The 18,812-nt window shown below is 64.4% G+C and carries 11 protein-coding genes and 1 pseudogene; 1 reads left to right on the top strand and 11 read right to left on the bottom strand.

What is annotated here, in order from left to right:
• Positions 1-7: 7 nt before the first annotated feature.
• The 11 genes and pseudogenes from ACR9ZC_RS10960 to ACR9ZC_RS10910 all read right to left on the bottom strand — a co-directional run bounded on the left by ACR9ZC_RS10960 (position 8) and on the right by ACR9ZC_RS10910 (position 15,370).
• Positions 8-1,060, bottom strand: coding sequence for an alpha-E domain-containing protein (locus ACR9ZC_RS10960; protein WP_481580286.1), 1,053 nt, complete (start codon positions 1,058-1,060; stop codon positions 8-10).
• Positions 1,061-1,114: 54 nt separating this feature from the next.
• Positions 1,115-2,587 (bottom strand): circularly permuted type 2 ATP-grasp protein, encoded by a 1,473-nt coding sequence (locus ACR9ZC_RS10955; protein WP_481580285.1) that lies wholly within the window; start codon positions 2,585-2,587, stop codon positions 1,115-1,117.
• 425 nt (positions 2,588-3,012) lie between these two features.
• On the bottom strand, positions 3,013-4,269 hold the full coding sequence (locus ACR9ZC_RS10950; protein ID WP_481580284.1) for a WcaI family glycosyltransferase: 1,257 nt from the start codon (positions 4,267-4,269) through the stop codon (positions 3,013-3,015).
• Positions 4,266-5,453, bottom strand: coding sequence for a glycosyltransferase family 4 protein (locus ACR9ZC_RS10945; RefSeq protein WP_481580283.1), 1,188 nt, complete (start codon positions 5,451-5,453; stop codon positions 4,266-4,268). Before ACR9ZC_RS10945 ends, ACR9ZC_RS10950 begins: the two co-directional genes overlap by 4 nt.
• Before the next feature lie 8 nt (positions 5,454-5,461).
• Complete coding sequence (locus tag ACR9ZC_RS10940; protein WP_331565813.1) at positions 5,462-6,415, bottom strand: GDP-L-fucose synthase family protein; 954 nt, start codon at positions 6,413-6,415, stop codon at positions 5,462-5,464.
• Between the two features lie 13 nt (positions 6,416-6,428).
• A complete protein-coding gene (gene gmd, locus ACR9ZC_RS10935; RefSeq protein WP_331565811.1) occupies positions 6,429-7,547 on the bottom strand; it encodes a GDP-mannose 4,6-dehydratase in 1,119 nt (372 codons plus the stop codon).
• Positions 7,548-7,616: 69 nt separating this feature from the next.
• On the bottom strand, positions 7,617-9,860 hold the full coding sequence (locus ACR9ZC_RS10930; protein ID WP_481580282.1) for a polysaccharide biosynthesis tyrosine autokinase: 2,244 nt from the start codon (positions 9,858-9,860) through the stop codon (positions 7,617-7,619).
• A 66-nt stretch (positions 9,861-9,926) separates the two neighbouring features.
• Positions 9,927-11,078, bottom strand: a complete 1,152-nt coding sequence (locus ACR9ZC_RS10925) for a polysaccharide biosynthesis/export family protein (RefSeq protein ID WP_481580281.1) — start codon at positions 11,076-11,078, stop codon at positions 9,927-9,929.
• Positions 11,079-11,158: 80 nt separating this feature from the next.
• Positions 11,159-12,562, bottom strand: a complete 1,404-nt coding sequence (locus ACR9ZC_RS10920; RefSeq protein WP_481580280.1) for an undecaprenyl-phosphate glucose phosphotransferase — start codon at positions 12,560-12,562, stop codon at positions 11,159-11,161.
• A 249-nt stretch (positions 12,563-12,811) separates the two neighbouring features.
• A pseudogene (locus tag ACR9ZC_RS10915) lies at positions 12,812-14,356 on the bottom strand (mannose-1-phosphate guanylyltransferase/mannose-6-phosphate isomerase); the annotation flags it as partial.
• Between the two features lie 12 nt (positions 14,357-14,368).
• Positions 14,369-15,370 (bottom strand): GlxA family transcriptional regulator, encoded by a 1,002-nt coding sequence (locus ACR9ZC_RS10910; RefSeq protein ID WP_331567872.1) that lies wholly within the window; start codon positions 15,368-15,370, stop codon positions 14,369-14,371.
• Between the two features lie 1,326 nt (positions 15,371-16,696).
• Here ACR9ZC_RS10910 and ACR9ZC_RS10905 point away from each other — a divergent pair.
• On the top strand, positions 16,697-18,736 hold the full coding sequence (locus ACR9ZC_RS10905) for a hypothetical protein (protein ID WP_481580279.1): 2,040 nt from the start codon (positions 16,697-16,699) through the stop codon (positions 18,734-18,736).
• Positions 18,737-18,812 lie beyond the last annotated feature (76 nt).

The following is an 18,812-nucleotide window of genomic DNA, read 5'->3' as shown; positions in this document are numbered from 1 at the left end:
GCGGCGCTCATGCCGCGTGCGGCTGAGACTGGGACTGCGATTGAGATTGCGATGATTGCGACTGGGACTGAGATGCTGTTTGAACGACGGCAGCCTCGGGTTCCGGCGCGAGCGGCACGAGAAAATCGCGGCTGACGCGGCTGCCGAGTTCGTTGATCCGCACGAGGAAATCGGTCAGCCAGGCGTGCAGCCCGCCACGCAGGATGTCGCCGATCGACGCGGCCCGCACATCGGCATGAAGTTGCACGGCCATCGCCTCCGCGTGCGCGGAGCGCGCGTTACGCACCCGCGCGATGATCTGGCGAACTTCGTCGAGGCTCGCCGCGAGCGAGCGCGGCCAGTCCGCGAAGAGGATCAACAAGTCCGCGACGCGCTCCGGCGTGATCACATCGCGATAGACCTTGCGATAGACCTCGAAGCCCGAGACCGAGCGCAGCACTGCTGCCCAGTGATAGTAATCGAGCGACTGCGCGAGCGGCTGGGTCAGCATGCCGCCGCGTTGCTCGAGCATCTCGTACTTGACGTCGAGAATGCGCGCGGTGTTGTCGGCCCGCTCGAGGAACGTGCCCAGGCGCATGAAGTAAAACGCCTCGTCCTTGACCATGGTGCCGAGTTGCACGCCGCGCGATAGGTGCGAGCGGAATTTGACCCACTCGAAGAACTGGCCCGGATCGCGATCCAGCACGCCGTCGGCGAGCATGCGCTGCGACTCGAGCCACGTCGTGTTGAGCGTTTCCCAAAGATCGGTCGTGATTGCGCCGCGCACGGCGCGTGCATTTTCCCGCGCGGCACGCAAGCAGTTGACGATCGACGAGAGGTTGTCGCGATCGCTCGACATGAAGGCGATCACATCGCGGCTCGTCATGCTCGGATGCGCGGCCTCATACCTGTCCGCGAGCTCGGAAATGGACAGCATGGCGCGCCAGCCCAGCGCCGCGTATTCGTCCGATTGCGGCAACAGCGCCATTTGATAATTCGCATCGAGCATGCGAGCCGTGTTCTCGGCCCGCTCGGTATAGCGAGCCATCCAGAAGAGATGGTCGGCGGTGCGGCTTAACATACTGTCTCCCGATGCGTTCGTGGCAAGAGCGAAAATGCGGCGGTACCGCGCGACCTACTGTTCGAGCACCCAGGTGTCCTTGGTACCGCCCCCTTGCGAAGAATTGACGACGAGCGAGCCCTCGCGCAACGCAACGCGCGTGAGGCCTCCGGGCACCATCCGCACTTCGCTGCCCGAGAGCACGAACGGCCGCAAATCGATGTGGCGCGGGGCAATGCCTGCCTCGACATAGGTGGGGCAGGTCGAGAGCGCCAGTGTCGGCTGCGCGATGTACTTGTCGGGCTGCGCAATCAACGCGGCGCGAAACGCCTCGATCTCGGCCGCGCTCGACGCGGGACCGACGAGCATCCCGTAGCCGCCCGCGCCGTGCGTTTCCTTCACGACGAGCTCCGACAGATGATCGAGCACGTAGCGCAGGTCGTCCGGCTTGCGGCACATCCACGTCGGCACGTTGTCGAGGATCGGCTCCTCGCCGAGATAAAACCGCACCATGTCCGGCACGTACGGATAGATCGACTTGTCGTCGGCGACACCGGTGCCCACGGCATTGGCCAGCGTCACGTTGCCGGCGCGGTAGGCCGCGAGCAAACCGGCCGCGCCGAGCGTCGAATCCGGTCGGAACACCTCCGGGTCGAGAAAGTCGTCGTCGACCCGCCGGTAGATCACATCGACGCGCTGCGGCCCCTGCGTGGTCCGCATGTAGACGAAGCCGCCCTCGACGAACAGATCCTGCCCCTCGACCAGCTCGACGCCCATTTGCTGCGCGAGAAACGCATGCTCGAAATACGCCGAGTTGTACATGCCCGGGGTGAGCACGACGATCGTCGGGTCAGCCGCGCCGTGCGGCGCCGCCGAGCGCAGCGTATCGAGCAGCAGGTCGGGATAATGCGCGACCGGCGCGACGCGATTGCGCGCAAAGAGATCGGGGAAGAGCCGCATCATCATCTTGCGGTTCTCGAGCATGTACGACACGCCCGAGGGCACCCGCAGGTTGTCCTCGAGCACGTAAAATTCGCCGGCACCCGCACGCACGATGTCGATGCCGGCGATGTGCGCGTAGATATCGCGCGCCACATCCACGCCTTGCATCTGCGGACGGTACTGCCCGTTGGCGAGGATCTGCTCCGCGGGAATGACGCCCGCGCGCATGATCGCCTGATCGTGATAGACGTCGTGAATGAAGCGGTTCAACGCGCAAACGCGCTGGCGCAGGCCCCGTTCGAGGGCCGCCCACTCGTGTGCCGGAAAGATGCGCGGAATGACGTCGAACGGAATCGTACGCTCGGTGCCGACCCCGGTCTCGTCCTTTGCGCCATAGACCGCGAACGTAATGCCGACGCGGCGGAAGTTCAGATCCGCTTCGGCGCGTTTGTTCGCAATCTGCTGCTCGCTTTGCGCGCACATCCACCCGTGGAATTCACGGTAGTGCGCGCGTGTCTCGCCGCAGCCTGGAAACTCGGCTGGCGGCACGCCCGCGATAGCGGGTCCATCGCGCTCGAACATCTCGCTGAAGAAGGCTTGCGTCATGGCCGATATTCCCGTCCGTTATTCGGGGCCGTTGGCGCTCAAAGCATGGCCCCGTCGAGCCCGACTATCGCCCTCATCGGGACGCAGTCGTTCGGTATCAAGCATTCTTCGATGGAGGCGGCAGCACGCGGCAGCCGCACTCGAAAGCCCGGTCGATCTTGCTTCGCCGGCGCTCAACGCCACGGTAGCCGGCTGCGAGGCCGAGCGCGATAGGGGGAAAACCCGCAGCACAGGCCGTGCGGCAGGCAACCGGACGTTGGGCCGCATCAACGCAATTAGCGTGCCGATGCAAGCCAGGCTTGAGGGAGCGCGGATCAGCGACGGGTTATAGCGGCGGACCGGCGGCCCTCCCAACGTTCACGCACTTCAATGGGGCATCAGTGAAAGCTGCGCCGCACCGGCACGGGGCACCGAAGGCCCGCGGGTCACCCGGCCCGCCGGGATTCGATCGCCGGCGTTGCGCGCCGGGCGCATTCGATGAGCCGCGCCTCCAGGCGCGCCAACACCGATGCCGTGGACAGCGTCTCGCAGGCGAAGCGCCGTGCCTCCGCACCGAGCCGCGCACGACGTGCCGGATCGTCGGCAAGATTCACGATCGCCCGCGCAAACGCGCGCGCATCGTCGGGTTCGACGACGATCCCGCGCGGAGCGACGGTGTCGTAAAGCTCCGTCCCGGAACGCGCCATCGCCACTATGGCGCGCGCGCTGGCCATCATGCCCGTGAGCTTCGAAGGCATGACCAGATCGGCCGCATCGGCGCGCTGCGGCAGCGCATGAATATCGGCGAGATTGAGCAGCTCGTTCAGACGTTCGGCAGGCTGCAGGCCCAGCACGCGGCAGTTCGGAAGCGCTGCGCACCGCTCGGCGATACGGGCCTTTGTCGGGCCATCGCCGCAAAAGACGAAGCAGATGTCGGTACGATGGGCGAGCAGGATGGCCGCATGGACGAGATGCTCGAGCCCCTGCTTCGTTCCCATGTTGCCCGCGTAGAGCACCACTTTCGCGTCATCGCGGATCGCAAGCGTTCGCCGGTACCCGCTCGGGCGATCGAGCGGACGGATCCCCTCGACATCGACCCAGTTCGGTGCGCAAAACGCTTTGGACGCGTCCACGCCGAGACGCGAAAGCCGCTCGACCATCTTCGCCGAGATCGACGAGACGACATCGAAGCGCGTGAGCAGCGAGCGCTCGACGCCGCGCGCGAGCCTGGCCGCGCGCGGGCTCCGAAGCATGCCCAGGCCAAACGCCGCATCCACTTCGAAGTCCTGAACATGCAGCCACGCGCGCGCACCCGTCATGCGCGCCACCGCTAGCGCGGCCGGGGCGCACAGCAGCGTCGGCGCGACAGCCATGACGACATGGGGCCGCCAGCGCAACTGACGCGCCATCGGCATGGCAGAGCTCAGCGCGAACGAAGCCAGGTGCACGAGGCGCGTCGCGCCGCTCGGGCGCGCCGGCACCCATAGCGGCGCGCGCCAGACGGTCACGCCCGCGCGCGTTTCGCGCCGATAACGCCAGGCATGCCACCCTTCGGCCACGCGCCACTCAGGGTAGTACGGGGGCGCGGTGACGACGCGCACGTCATGGCCGCGCACGGCAAGTGCCTCAGCCATCTCCGCCGTGTACTTGCCAGTGCCGGTCAACTCGGGCGCATAGTTCAGACCATAGACGAGCAGCCTCATTGGCGCAGTCGCTCCGCGCCGGTCGCCGGTTGATCGCCGCTCTTGTCGACGAGCATCGTCGCGCAGCCGCGCGCGATATTGGCCGCCGCCGAGCGCGGATCGAACCGCGCGATGCGTTCGAGGCACCACTTAGCCGTCGCCCGCGTATCGGCGAATCGCTCCATCGCCATCAACAGCGTGTCGCGTAGCGCGGCGATATTGCCCGCTTCGAATGCATAGCCCGTTTCGCCCCTTACGACGAGCTCGGGCACGCAGCCGCACTGGTCGCTGACGACAGCCGGACAACCGTGGCTCAGCGCCTCGTTGACGACGAGGCCCCAAGGCTCGCTCGTGCTCGGCAGCACGAGGCACGACGCGGCGAAGTACTCGTTCGAAAGCGGCTCGTCTTGCAGACTGCCGACGAAATGCACGGTACCGCGCACGCCGAGCGAATCGACGAGCGTCTTCAACGCATCGAGCATCGGCCCCGTGCCGACGATGCGCAGCGTCGCCGACGGTACGCTCATCCGTAGCTGCGCGAACGCGCGTATCAGCGTATCGATGCTCTTTTCCTCGGAGAGCCGGCCGACGTAGAGAAAAACCGGCTCGCCGCTCGCGCGCTTGTCGATACGCGCCTCGAGTGCGTGCTCGCTCGAATACGAGCGCGGCAAGGCCGCGGCCTGACAAGGCACGAAGATGCGGTTCGCTTTCGCACCGAGCGAGACGAGGTATTCGCGCGAGCGCTCGCCGAAACCGAAGTAACCGTCGCAAAGCGAGAAGAAGATCCGCTTCGGAATCGACGTGGCCAATCGGCGAGGCTTGTCGCGCCCGGTCGAATCGCAAAACACGGCGCGTCGCTTGCGCGTGACGATACAGGCGGCCAGCATCGCCCAATACTCGGGCCGGTGGTAGCCCGGCAGCACGATCAGGTCCGACTTCGCCTTCACGACCTCCCATGTCAATCGCCCGATCATCTTCCAGGCCGGCACGTCTTCATAGCACCCGTCGAAGAGCTTTTGCATCGGGTACCGGTGAAACGAATAGTCGACGTCCGAAAAGCCGACACGGTCCGTTTCGGTATCGGCGATCTGGACCATCGAGTATCGGATGGTTCCGCTCGTCGACAAAGAGTGCAGCGCTGAAAACACAACGCCCTTGTGGCGCGACCACACTACGTTGTGAAAGATCGTCACGGTTGCTGTCATTTTTCGATTCATCCGTTCGAAGCCGTTTCGAGTTCGCAATGGTGCGAGCAAAAATCCTCGTAAGTCCGCGCGATGCCCTCTTCGAGGCCGATGCGCGCCCGCCAGCCCATCTGAGCGAGCCGGGAGACGTCGAGCAGCTTTTGCGGCGTGCCGTCGGGCTTCGTCGCATCGAATACCAGCTCGCCGTCGTAGCCGACGATGCGCGCGACGCACTCGGCCAGCTCGCGAATAGATAGATCTTCTCCCACGCCCACGTTGTAGACGCCCTCTCCCACATCGCCCTCGAGCAAAAAGCGCGTAGCCCCGGCGAGATCGTCGACGTGCAGGAACTCGCGCCGCGGCGTGCCCGTTCCCCAGACCGTCAGTTGGGGTGCATGCGCCGCCTTCGCCTCGTGTGCCTTGCGGATCAGCGCGGGGAGCACGTGCGAGCCGCGCGGATCGTAGTTGTCGTTGGGACCGTAGAGATTGGTCGGCATCAGCGAAACGTAATGCGTGCCGTATTCGCTGTTGTAGGCGTTGCACATCTTGAGACCGGCGATCTTGGCGATGGCATAGGCATCGTTGGTCGGCTCGAGCGCCGAGCTGAGCAGGTACTCCTCGCGAATCGGCTGCGGGCAGAGCTTCGGGTAGATGCATGACGAGCCGAAAAAGACGAGCCGCCCCACCTGCGCGCGATACGCCGCATGGATCACGTTGGTCTCGATGGCGAGATTCTCGTAGAGAAAGCGCGCCGGCTGCGTGGCATTGGCGAGGATGCCGCCCACGCGCGCCGCCGCGAGCAGCACGATGTCGACACGGGCATCGTGAAAAAACGCGTTGACCGCATGCTGGTCCGTCAGGTCCAGTTCGGCGTGCGTGCGCGTGATGATGTTGCGATAACCGTGCGCATCGAGCTCGCGCACGAGTGCGGAGCCGACCATACCTCGATGGCCGGCCACATAGATGCGTGCTTCCTTGTCCATCGCTCAGGTCTCCTCACTCGTGGTGTTCGAGCGCTGTGAAGCCCGCGAGCGTAACGAGCGCATCGCGCCGTGCGAGCTGATAATCGGCGCGGACCATTTCCTTCACCAGCGCCTCGAACGACGTGCGCGGCTTCCAGCCCAGCTTTTCGTGGGCCTTGGACGGATCCCCGAGCAATGTCTCCACCTCGGTGGGACGGAAGTAGCGCGGATCGACGCGAACGATCACGTCGCCTGGCGTCACGCGTATTTCGCGGTTCGCGACCTGCTCGACGATCCCCACCTCGTCCACGCCGGTGCCTTCGAAGCGAATCGTCACGCCGAGCTCGGCCGCGGCACGCTCGACGAACTCGCGCACGCTGTATTGCTCTCCCGTCGCGATGACGAAATCCTCGGGCTCTTCCTGCTGCAGCATCAGCCACTGCATTTCGACGTAATCGCGCGCATGCCCCCAATCGCGCAGCGCCGAGAGGTTGCCCAGATAGAGCTCCGTTTGCATACCCACCGCAATGCGGGCAAGCGCGCGCGTGATCTTGCGCGTGACGAATGTCTCGCCGCGCACGGGCGATTCGTGATTGAACAGGATGCCGTTGCACGCATAGATGCCGTACGCCTCCCGATAGTTCACCGTCGTCCAGTACGCGAAGAGCTTCGCCACCGCATAAGGACTGCGCGGGTAAAACGGTGTCGTCTCGCGTTGCGGGACTTCTTGCACGAGGCCGTAGAGCTCGGAGGTGGACGCTTGATAAAAACGCGCCTTGTTCTCCATGCCGAGGATACGGATCGCCTCCAGGATGCGAAGCGCCCCGAGGCCATCGGCATTCGCCGTGTACTCCGGCTCGTCGAACGACACATGAACGTGGCTTTGCGCCGCCAGGTTGTAGATCTCGTCAGGCTCGATGGCTTGAATCACGCGCAGCAGACTCGCCGAATCGGTCAGGTCGCCGTGATGCAGCGTGAGCCGCTCGCCGCTTTCATGCGGATCGCGATAGAGATGATCGATGCGGTCCGTATTGAACAGCGACGTGCGGCGCTTCAGACCATGCACGACATAGCCTTTGTCCAGCAGCAGCTCCGCCAGATAGGAACCGTCCTGCCCGGTGATCCCGGTAATCAACGCGACCTTTTGGTTCATCGCCAATATCCTCTGTGTAGTGTGGCCGCGCCGCTTCGAATCCGGCGCGGTGGGTTTGCATCGCCGATCTCACTCGGCGATGCTTTCGTAACCGTAGTAGCCCCCGTTGTACGAGCCACCCAGCATCGGCACGGCGGGCGGCACATCTGTGAGCAAGACACCTTGCAGGTTCACGCCGCCGGTCTCGAGGCGTTTCGCCGTCTCGGTGATCTCCGCGATCGGATGCCGTCCATACCGCACGACCAGCAACGACGTACCGGCGTACTTGCCGATCACCGTCGAATCGGTGACCGCGAGCACCGGCGGCGTATCGATGATCACCAGGTCGTAATGCCGCGAAAGCGCGTCGAGCAGATCGCGGAAGCGCTCGCTCATGAGCAGCTCGGACGGGTGGCTCGGCAGCGTGCCTTTCGTCAGCACGTCGAGACCCGGCAGCACTTCGCGCTGGATGACGGAGGCCGGCTCGGCCCCGCGCAGCACATCCGAGAGCCCCGGCTGATGGCGCACGCCGAAGTGCGAATGCACTTCCCCGCGCCGCATGTCGCCGTCGATCACGAGCACGCGCTTACCGGCAGATGCGACGAGCGCAGCCAGGTTGACCGACAGGAACGACTTGCCGGCGTCGGGACGGGAACCCGTCAGCATGACGATGTTGTTGCGCGCTTGATCGAGCGAGAGCTGCAGCGTGGTGCGCAGGCTGCGCACGCCCTCGACGGCGATGTCCTGCGGCGATTGCGCGGCCAGCACGTGCAAGCCCTGCCGGCGCATCATCACGTTTTGCTGCAGACGCAATTGCAAGCCGCTTCGCGGCACCACCGCGAAAACCGGCACGCCGATCGCGTTCTCGATCTCGTCGGCACGCTCCACGCCGCCGTAAAGCGCCTTCTTCACGAACGCGGCCACGATGCCGAGGAAGAGTCCGCCGCCCAAGCCGATCAGAATCACGATGTAGCGTTTCGGCCAGACCGGCTGATCGGGCGTCTCGGCGAAATCCACGACGCGCACGTTGCCGACCTGCCCTGCCTTGACGACGCGCAGTTGCTGAGCGCTATTCAGCAGATTCGTATAGAGCTCCGTATCGACCCGCACATCACGCAGCAGACGCAACGCCGTCTGCTCGGTATCGGGCAGTTGCGCGACGTTCTTGGACATCTGCCCCTGCGACCCTTGCAGTTGTGCGATCTGCGCATCGAGCGCGGCCACCGCCGGATGATTGGCCGTGAAGCGCTGCGACAGATCGGCACGCTGACGCTGCAAGTCCGCGAGCTTCGTCTTGTTGTCGACGATCTGCTGCAGCAGCAACCGGCTTTCTTCGCTGAGGTCGACCGTGCCGTGCGTGTTCCGGAAATTGTTGTAACGCTGCTCCGCCGCATCGAGTTCGTGGCGCAACTGCGGCAGTTGCTCGTCCAGGAAGGCGAGCGTGTGTTCCGCTTCGGCGGAGCGGCGATCCGCGTCCTGTTTGATGAACTGGCGCGCGATACCGTTGACGATGTCGGCCGTCAGCTGCGCGTTCTCGCCTTGCAGCGTCACGTTGATCACGCCCGATTGCAGTCCCGTCTCGGCCACGCGCAACGCTTTTTGCAAGTGCTCGACCGTGTCGAGCGTCGATGCCCGCGTCAGATGAAACTGCGTACCGGGGCGAGCCACGAGGTGATCGACATGCAACAGCACAGTGCCGGCCGCGGTCGCGGCTTTCACGTCTTCGCCCACCCGGCCGCTGGCAAGAGCAATGCCATCGCCATCTTCGAGCGTGAAGGTGCCCGACGGTCCGGCGACCAGCGTAAACGGCTTGCCGTAAAGCGCTTTCGGCGTATCGAAGCGGGCCACGCCGATTTTCTCGTTGCCCCACGCGAAGCCGCCGAGGTTCATGAAAGGATCGACCTTGAAACCCCACTTGCCCGTCGTCAGCGCAGCGAGAATCGAGCCGATGACCGGCACGGTCCGCGGTTCGACGGTCGTATCGAGATGCAGATCGCGCACCGTCGCCTCGGTGACGAGGCGCGACTTCAGTAGTTCGATTTCGGCTGCGGTCGTCGCCTTGCGCGTGAACATCCGCGAGAGCGGCTCGATCTGTTGCTGCTGGTTGCCGCCGCCTCCGTTTTCGCCATTCTGGACATCCTCGACCTGGATGACTGCATCGGCCTTGTATACGGGCCGCGTCAGAAACGCGTAGCCCACTGAAACCAGCGTCACGGCCAGCGTGATCGTCGCGATCAGTCGCCAGTTTCCGACGATCGCCTGAAGATAGTCCGTCAGGCGCAATTCGTCGGCTGCCGTCACGTCGGTGTAGCGGTTTTCGAAATTCATAGCCATATCCGTTGCCCCGTTGCTGACCGTCCCGTCATGCCGCGCCGCGCACGACGGGACGAATGGGTTGCACTATTTGGTCACGATGGCCGCCGTCAGCCCCGCGTTGATTGCCGGCAAGAGCAGATTCAGCACGCGGTTGAACTTGACGAGCCCACCGTTATCGACATACACGACGTCCTTCGGCTGCAACGCGAACTGATTCGCGAGCACCATCGAAACGGGCGACGTTGCGTCGAGGTGATAGATCTGCGGCTGGTTGCCCGTCGACGACGTGCGAATGACGAAGAGCTCCTTGGCCTTGGCGGTGTTCGGGTTGATGCTGCCGGCCTCCGAGAGCGCCTGCGCGAGCGAGAGCCTGCCGCTGCGCATCGGCAGAACGGTCGCCGGCTTGTTGACCTCGCCCATCACATAGACGCCGTGCTCGTCGCGCGAACCGACCCGCAGCATGTCGCCGGGCTTCAAGACCAGATCGTTGGGGTTGTGCCCGCTCTTCACGATCTCGTTGAAGTTGATCGGGTAGCTGGTGCCGCCGCGCACGAGCGTGACTTCGCCCTGATCGGCGGCTCCCGTGAACCCGCCGGCGCGTCCGATGGCCTGCGTGAGCGTCATGCCGATGTCGTTGATCTGCTGGGCGCCCGGCTTGCCGACTTCCCCGTCGACGTAGATCTGCGACGCGCGGTACGAGGTGATACGCACCGTCACTTCCGGGCTCTTGTAGACCCGGCTGATACGCGACACGATCTTGCGCCGGATCGTTTCAGTGCTGTCGCCTGCCACATGCACGACGCCCGCATACGGGAATTGGATGTTGCCCGCTTCGTCGACGACGAAGCCCGGTGCCGCGTCCGCGTCGCGCGTCGTCGCCGCCGGCTGGCCGAGCGCGGCCGCAAGCTCGGGGTGATCCCAGACCGTGATCTGCAGCACGTCGCCCGGGCCGACCGTATAGGGGCCCGCCTTGCCGAACAAGCTCAGGATGTCGGGCGAGAGCTTCGGCTGGCCCGCCTGCGTGCCCATTTGCCGAATCAACGAGAGGTTGATGTCGGTGATTGGAATCTGCGTCTTCTGCACCGGCTCCTTGCTGTACTCGCCGCCCGTCTCATCGACGGTCGCCGGCGTATCCATGCGCTGACCCGGCACGATGGAACACGCTCCGAGCGTGCCCGCCAGCGCGATGAACCCAACCATTACGTATGCGCGAACGCGCTCGACCGAATAGCACATGACCCTTCCCTCCCGTGCCGGTTATTGGTTTTGGCGCCCGCCCGCAACGTGCCGGTGCAGACGCCGCTCTTCATCGACCGTCAATATGCGTTGGTATGCCTGAACCCTTTCACGACGGTCGCGGCGATGATTCGCATGTCCAGTGCGAACGACCAGTTGCCGAGGTAATACAAATCGTGCGCAACGCGCCGCTCCATTTTTTCGATGCGGTCCGTCTCGCCCCGATAACCATTGACTTGCGCCCAGCCGGTGATGCCGGGCTTGATCCGATAGCGATGGATGTAGCCCGCGACAACCTTCTGATAGAGATCATCGTGTTCGAGCGCATGCGGACGCGGTCCGACGACAGACATGTCGCCTTTCAACACATTGAAAAACTGCGGCAGCTCATCCAGGCTCGTGCGACGCAAGAAGGCGCCGACGCGCGTCACGCGCGGATCGTGCCGCACCGCTTGCTTCACGACGCCGGGTTTCTCATCGTGGATCCGCATCGAGCGGAACTTGTAGATCGTGAAGACGCGTCCGTCGGCGCCTTTGCGCTTTTGCCGGAAGAACACGGGACCCGGCGACGAAACCTTCACCGCGATCGCAATCGCCAGCAGCAGCGGGGCGAGGCCGATCAGCGCGCACAGCGCGAACACGCGATCGAAGATCTCCTTTTTCAACATGGCGCTCGGCGAGAGCGGCGAGGCCATGAGATTGATCGCGGGCACGCCGAGCAGATCGATGATGCCGCTCGTGTCGAACAGGGCGAGCGCGCGAATATCGGGCATGAAGCGAATGTTGATGAGATCTTCGTGGAACTCGCGCACCACGCGCAAAATCGTGCGCTCCTCGGATAACGGCAAAACGAGCCAGAGTTCGTGCAAATCGCTCGCACGCACGTACTTGACGAAGGCATCGAAATCGTCGAACCGCTCCACCCTCGGCTCCGCAAGATCGAGCGCGGCCAGTTCGTGCCGCGGATCGCCGTTCGGCAGATAGACGGCCGTTGCACGGAAACCGGTCGCCGGTGCCGCTTCGATCCGCCGCAGGATGCCCTCGCAATGCGTACCGCATCCGACGATCGCGACTTGATGCAGATTCAGGCCGGCGTGGCGCAGCCGCGCCAGCAGGGCATGCGCGACGAGGCGATAGGCGATCAGCGACCCGGCGGCCAATGCACTCCAGTAAGCGAACCACAGGCGTGAAATGAAATCGATCTGGCGCAGCGAGAACATGACCATCAGCGCGCAAGCCTGCACGACGATCCACGCGAGCGCGACCTGGCCCGCCAACACGCGCTTGGAGCGGCCGCGCCACGACTCGTAGACACCGAACACGGGAAACAGCACGAGCGCAAAGGCCGCCGTGTAAAGCGCAAACGCATCCGCAAAGCCGTCTCGAGCCCAGTCCTCGAACCGCAAATGCGACGCCAGGACCGCCGCTGCGACGATCAGCGCGACGTCGCACAAACGTGCAAAGAGGCCTTGGAAGTCACGCATGTTCGTATCTCCGCGAGCATCGGGCGGCCGTCAGGACGCCAGGCCCTTGCCGTTGCGGCGCTGGTCGTTACCGGGGCGGTCGCTGCCGTGGTGGTCGCCCGCATGTCCATTGCCGTCGCCATTGCTGGCGGCATGGACACTGCCGTTGCTGGCGCCATTGCCGTTTCCACTGCCGTGGCCGGTGCCGGTGCCGTTGCCATTGACGTTGCCGCTCGCATTGCTCCCATGGTTGTCCTCGGCAGCGGCCGGCGCGCATCGGCCGTATTGGTCGTCGAAACGCACGATGTCGTCTTCGCCGAGGTAGGCGCCCGATTGCACTTCGATGATTTCGAGCGGCATCTTGCCGGGGTTGTCGAGACGGTGGAGCACGCCGAGCGGAATGAACGTCGATTCGTTTTCGCTCAACAGGAACTGCTCCTCGCCGCGCGTGACGAGCGCGGTGCCGCGCACGACGATCCAATGCTCGGCGCGGTGGTGGTGCATCTGCAGCGATAGCCGCGCGCCAGGCGAGACGACGATGCGCTTGACCTGGAAGCGGTCGCCATGATCGATGGAATCGTAAAAGCCCCACGGACGCCGTACCTTGCGGTGCGCATCGGCCTCCGGCGCATGATCGGCCTTGATGCGGGCGACAAGCCCTTTGACGCGCTGCACGTGCGACCGGTCGGCGACCAGCACGGCGTCGGGCGTCTCCACGACAACGATGTTGGCCGTCCCGACACATGCCACGAGCCGGCCCTGCGAATGCGCATAGGTCGATGTCGCACCTTCGAAGACGACGCGGCCGCGTGCCACGTTGCCTTGCGCATCCTTCTCGAGCGCATCCCAGACGGCATCCCACGAGCCGAGGTCCGACCAGCCCGCGTTGAGCGGCACGACGACGCCCTCGCACGGCGCATCGGCGCCGCCGAGCCGCTCCATCACCGCATAGTCGATCGAATCGGCCGGTGTCTGCGCGAATGCTTGCGCACCCGGTGTAAAACGCGTGTCGTGCGTCGCGCCGCTCGCGAACGCCGCGAGACACGCGTCATGCATCGCGGGCTGCAGTGCGCGCAGCGTCGCGAGCCATACCGATGCACGCATGACGAAGATGCCGCTGTTCCACCAGTAGCTGCCCGCGGCGAGATACTGCGCGGCGAGTTCCGCCGCCGGCTTCTCGACGAAGCCGCCAATCCGATGTGCGCCGTCGCCCAACGCGTCGCCGATGCGGATGTAGCCGAAGCCGGTATCGGGCCGTGTCGGCGGCACACCGAGCGTCGCGATCGCGCCACGCTGCGCGTAGCGCGCGGCGAGCTCGATCGAAGATTGCAGCGCGGCCACATCCGTAATCGCGTGATCCGATGGCATCACGACGAGAATCGCGTCACGGCCGTGGGAGCACGTGAGCGCAGCAGCCATCGTCAGCGCGGGCGCGGTATCGCGGCGCGCCGGTTCGACGATGAGCTGCGGGGTAACGCCGCTCTCGCGCAATTGCTCGTCGATGATGAAGCAGTGTTCGCCGCCGCAGACCACGATGGGCGATTCGGCTAGTTCCCATTCCTCCGGAAAACCGTCGAGCCGGCGTACCGTCGACTGCAGCAGCGTATCGGCACCGACGACGTCGATCAGTTGCTTCGGATAGTGCTCGCGCGACATCGGCCACAATCGCGTGCCCGAGCCACCCGCCAGCACGACGGGGACGATCCGCCGGCACGGCGTGCTTTCGCGCGCGAGCTGGGCGCCGAGCGCGGCAATCGGTCCACGAGCGGACAATCCGGCAACCCCGCCGCCATATCGTTGTTCGGGAGTTCTCATGCCATGCTCCCGTTAACCGCCCACGTCGCGGCGGCTTTGCATGCGGAACTCGGTCGGCGAAATCATCATGCGCTTGCGGAAAATCTTCGCGAGCCGATCGCCGTTGCCCATGCCGCTGCGGCGGGCGATCTTGTCGACCGGCAGCTCCGAGTCGATCAGCAAGCTGCAGGTGATCGCCAGACGCGCCTGCAGCAGATAGTCGGACGGCGTCATGCCCAGCTCGAGCTTGAAGCGGCGCAAAAAGTTGCGCTCGCTCATGGCGGCAACCTGCGCGGCATCCGCGATCGAAATCGGCCGTTCGCAGTTGTCCTGGAGCCAACGCGCCGCCGCACGAATCTTGTCGCCCGCGCTGGCTGCGCCGGCGTCTCCGAGAATCGGTACGAAGCGGGCGCTGGAGCCCGGCATCAGCCGCTCGGCGACGCTGCGCGCGATGTCGAGGCCCAGGTCGCGCTTGACCATCGTCAGCGCGCCTTTCATCGGCGCGAGCCGGTCGCCTGTGTCCGCGATGGGGGCGTCGCGGCCGGCCTGCTTCAGATAGGAGTTGAACTGATATTCGCTATCGCGATTGCCGATCCCGGCCGCTTCGAGCAGCAAGTGCCCTTCGTCGATGGAGCGCACATTGGCGGTCTTGACCTGCACGCGGCGCAGCCAACCGATCAGCCGCTCGTCATGCGCCGCGGCCGTCGCACCCCTGCCGCCTGCGACAAAGAGCGCATCGAAGCCGCTGAAGTGACGCGCGTCGAGCCCATCGGTCCACACGCGAACCGACGACGAGCACGTCACATTGCCGCCGCCCGCGGAGAGGAAGGTCACGTCGTAGACCCACTCGTCGCTGGAGCGGGTACTGACGATCTCATTGGCCATATGGAAGACTTCGGCAACGAGGCCTGTGCCGAGGAGCGAAAAGCCGTCGAACAGAACGATCGCGATACGGCGCGTGGCGGTGTGCGCGGCGCTCGTTTGCGACGCACGCAACCAACCCATCACAGCGGGTTCGATACTCGCGTAAGGCATGGTATTTCCCTCAATATTCGTTGCCTGCATAACGGCAGCCCCCTTTTCGGCAATTCGCAGTGCATCATAGACAGCACGTATCCATTTGGCGGATTACGTGACGTAATCGAACGGCATCTTGGCGGCATTGATGCCGTCCGGTGTCTTCGAAAACCTCTGCCATCTCTGCCATTGCCGAAATACACTCCTACCGTAACCAGACAAATCCGATTAATTTCCGAATCCTCTGCACATCATTTAGCTAAAGAACGCCTGCGCGCCGGCGCAACGCCGCCGACGCCCAAGCCCGCTCCGCGTCGAGCGAACCCGGTCTCCTTATGTGGCTGAATGAACTGCTGGATTCGGCCTCGTTCGAGCCGATGGAACCGAGCGCGGCGACGGTCACGCCTTCGCGGCAATCAGGACTTGCCGGACCTGCTTCGCAATTCGCGAACCAGACCTCGAAGACACTTCCGAACAAACGCACGATAGGAAGATAGTCGGAGTCGCGCCGGGCATCTGTGGCGCAAGCCACACTGGCGCATAACGCCTAACGGCAGAAGCGGTCGATTTACGACGCCGCGATTCTGGCTTTCCTATTTTGTAATACAAAACGATAGGAATGCGACCGCTTTCATGTTTCATTTATGATTCATTTAATGGCGGCTCAGATATACAACTATTTCAGACATTGACCGCCTTCATAGAGATGTCATAACTTCACTCATTAATCTGCTCAGTAAAGCCGATCGCAGCGGCTTGGCGAAAGGCGACGCGGCTTCCCGCGGGCTTGGCCGTTCCCAGGCGCCCATGGGTCGGGCTTTGCGCGCAGCGCGCTGCGCCGGGGCACGAAAGATGCGAAGGGCCTCTGCGCGACCGGCAAACCTTGCGCCGTGTCCCGGCAGCCACCATGAACCGATTCATCCCTGCAACGTTTGCGCACTGTCCGAGACCGCGACCCGACGTTGCCGCAGACGCCAGGCCCAGCACGAATCCGCCACTTGGCGTTGCGCAAATAAGCTAGATGTTTCACTCCCGATAATTACCGAATCGGGGTAGTCTTTCGTCCACCGAATCGCCGGCCAATACGGTTTCGTCAGACGCAAACGTTTGCACATCGCCGTCGCGCCCGATTCTTCATCGCCTGGCGTCACGAGCCGTTCCGGCAAGGCCGCTCTTGCGGTCGAGGGCCCCGCCTAAGCGGGTCGCGCCTCTTCGTGCCGAATCGACACACCGCGTCATTCCCTTGGTTGCGCCGCCTTTTGGCGGCCCCCCTTCATCGCTCTTGCGATGCGGGATGCCTGCGCTCGTCACTTTTTACGGCGCGGCTTTTTTCATACCTTACGAATGAAGACGAAAACAACTGCGCTGTCAAAGCGCGCCCCCCGCCTCCTTCCGTCCCTGCTCACCGAGCGTTCCAGTTTTTCCCCACCCTACGTCGCCTTGCCCGCCGCACTCTCGTGCGCGGTTCTCGCGCTCGCCGCGTGCGGCGGAGGGGGTGGCGGCGGCGCCGGCTCGGGCTCCGCGGGAGCCAATCAAGCGAACACAGCCGCACCCATCGTCGCGGCCGGCGCTCAGGCGCTGACGTGCGGATCGGTGTCGAGTCCGACCAGCGCCGCATCCTCGAGCGGCGACGCAATTGAAGCCGACACGCCCGGCAGCGACGGCTCGCGCATGTTCGCAACGGGCAGCCACTTCAAGCTCGCCTTCACCACACGCGCGGCGCAAGCCGATACGCTGAGCTGGCAGATCCGCGACGACTGGAACGTCGTACGCGCGAGCGGCAGCTTTCCCGTGCAAAGCGGCGCGAATACCGTGAACCTCGATTGCTCCTCGACGCTCGCCGGCTATTTCGCCGTCACGGCATCGCTGACGTCGAACGGGGCGCAGTTGCAATCGCGCGGCACACGTCCGGCCGGTATCGCGACGTTCGGTGTGCTGCCCGACTTGTCGGCCACGCTACCCGCCCCCGTCTACGCGCGCGAAGACCAGCACCGGTTCGGAGGCCAGGGCGCGAACTACCTGGTGGCCGGCACCACCTGCTGCAGCGGCGATGGCTATCGGCCGCTCTACACCGACCTCGGTCTCGCGTGGGTCAACGACAATCGCAACTGGTACATGGAAGAACCGAACGGTCCCAACACATTCGCGCCGGGTACGGGAACACTCGCACCGTACTTCCGCGGGGGCGACATCATGCGGCTGATCCAGCTCGACGGCATTCCCGCGTGGGCGAGTCCGACAGGTGGGCAGACCGAAGGTTATGCGCCGTCCTCGGAGGCAGCGTTTCAGGATTACGCCAGCCGGGTCGGCACCGATTCCGCGATGATCCACGCGGCCTACTTCCCGAAGGCGGCAAACAACTACTACCAGATCACGTGGGAGCCCGACGGCGGCGGACCGACGCACTGGTCCGACACTGATGCCAACATGATCTCGATGTACCGTGCCGCTTACACGGGCCTGCATTCGACCGATCCGAACGCGATGGTCATGGGCGTCACGGCCGCGCTCGTGCGCACGAACTCGGAATGGCTCGCACGTCTCGCGCCGCTGGGCCTCGCCCAGTATCTCGACGGATTGACGATTCACGGCTACTACGACGTGGGAAATTCGCCGTCGCATCCGCCCGAGCGGCATGCAACCGATCCGAATCCGGCGGATGCGGCCAACGCGCTGCCCGCTTCGATGCGTGAGTTGCGCCACGCGATGGCCCAGTATCTGAAGCCCGGCGCCAAACTGTTTTCGACGGAAGCCGGCATCAGCTACGACATGGGGACGTCGTACGGCGCCAACTACCCCACGCAGAATGTGCTCTTCGCTCACGGTGCCGTCGTCGCGCGCACGCACTTGATTCTGCTAGGCGAGGGTGCGGACATGACCTATGTCTTCTATTCGTCCGATACGCCCGATGGGCCCGGCTACGGACTCTTCTTCGACTTGTCCAATGCCAACGGCAGCTACGGCTCGCACGACATCAGCCCCAAGCCCGCCGCGATGGCTGTCGCCGCCATGACGCGCATCGTCGATGGCACCACGACGCTCGGCTATCTCAACGATGTGCCCACCGGCGTCTACGGCTATGCGTTCCAACGTTTGAACGGCGGCAAGATCGTCACCGCCTTGTGGACGCACAACAATGACGTGTGGAGCGCAACGGCGGGCTTCAGTGCCACCTACACCGTGCCCTTCTCGCTGAAGGTCGACGACGACGGCACGTCGGGCAATGTCACCGTGCTCGACGTCATGGGCAACGCCACGTCCATGGCCTACAGCAACGGCCGCATAACGCTGCCGCTCGGCGAGTCGCCCATCTACGTCGTCTCGTCGAACCGCAACGCCATGATGTCCCACGTCACGGTTCCCGCCGGCTACGTGGCGCAGTGATGCGGCGGGCCGCTCCGACGGTAGCGCGGATCGTTCACACGAAATGTTCGCCAGGGCACGGTCCCTGCGCGAACAC

The sequence above is a fragment of the Trinickia sp. HAY1-2D genome, assembly GCF_056754935.1.
Note: the sequence above shows the minus strand (reverse complement) of the source record. Positions and strands in the feature narration are given on the sequence as shown.

Bases quoted from the DNA above. Each gene is read 5' to 3' on its own strand.
- ACR9ZC_RS10960 (WP_481580286.1), bottom strand. From the start codon at position 1,060: ATGTTAAGCCGCACCGCCGACCATCTCTTCTGGATGGCTCGCTATACC.
- ACR9ZC_RS10955 (WP_481580285.1), bottom strand. From the start codon at position 2,587: ATGACGCAAGCCTTCTTCAGCGAGATGTTCGAGCGCGATGGACCCGCT.
- ACR9ZC_RS10950 (WP_481580284.1), bottom strand. From the start codon at position 4,269: ATGAGGCTGCTCGTCTATGGTCTGAACTATGCGCCCGAGTTGACCGGC.
- ACR9ZC_RS10945 (WP_481580283.1), bottom strand. From the start codon at position 5,453: ATGACAGCAACCGTGACGATCTTTCACAACGTAGTGTGGTCGCGCCAC.
- ACR9ZC_RS10940 (WP_331565813.1), bottom strand. From the start codon at position 6,415: ATGGACAAGGAAGCACGCATCTATGTGGCCGGCCATCGAGGTATGGTC.
- gmd (WP_331565811.1), bottom strand. From the start codon at position 7,547: ATGAACCAAAAGGTCGCGTTGATTACCGGGATCACCGGGCAGGACGGT.
- ACR9ZC_RS10930 (WP_481580282.1), bottom strand. From the start codon at position 9,860: ATGGCTATGAATTTCGAAAACCGCTACACCGACGTGACGGCAGCCGAC.
- ACR9ZC_RS10925 (WP_481580281.1), bottom strand. From the start codon at position 11,078: ATGTGCTATTCGGTCGAGCGCGTTCGCGCATACGTAATGGTTGGGTTC.
- ACR9ZC_RS10920 (WP_481580280.1), bottom strand. From the start codon at position 12,562: ATGCGTGACTTCCAAGGCCTCTTTGCACGTTTGTGCGACGTCGCGCTG.
- ACR9ZC_RS10910 (WP_331567872.1), bottom strand. From the start codon at position 15,370: ATGCCTTACGCGAGTATCGAACCCGCTGTGATGGGTTGGTTGCGTGCG.
- ACR9ZC_RS10905 (WP_481580279.1), top strand. From the start codon at position 16,697: ATGAAGACGAAAACAACTGCGCTGTCAAAGCGCGCCCCCCGCCTCCTT.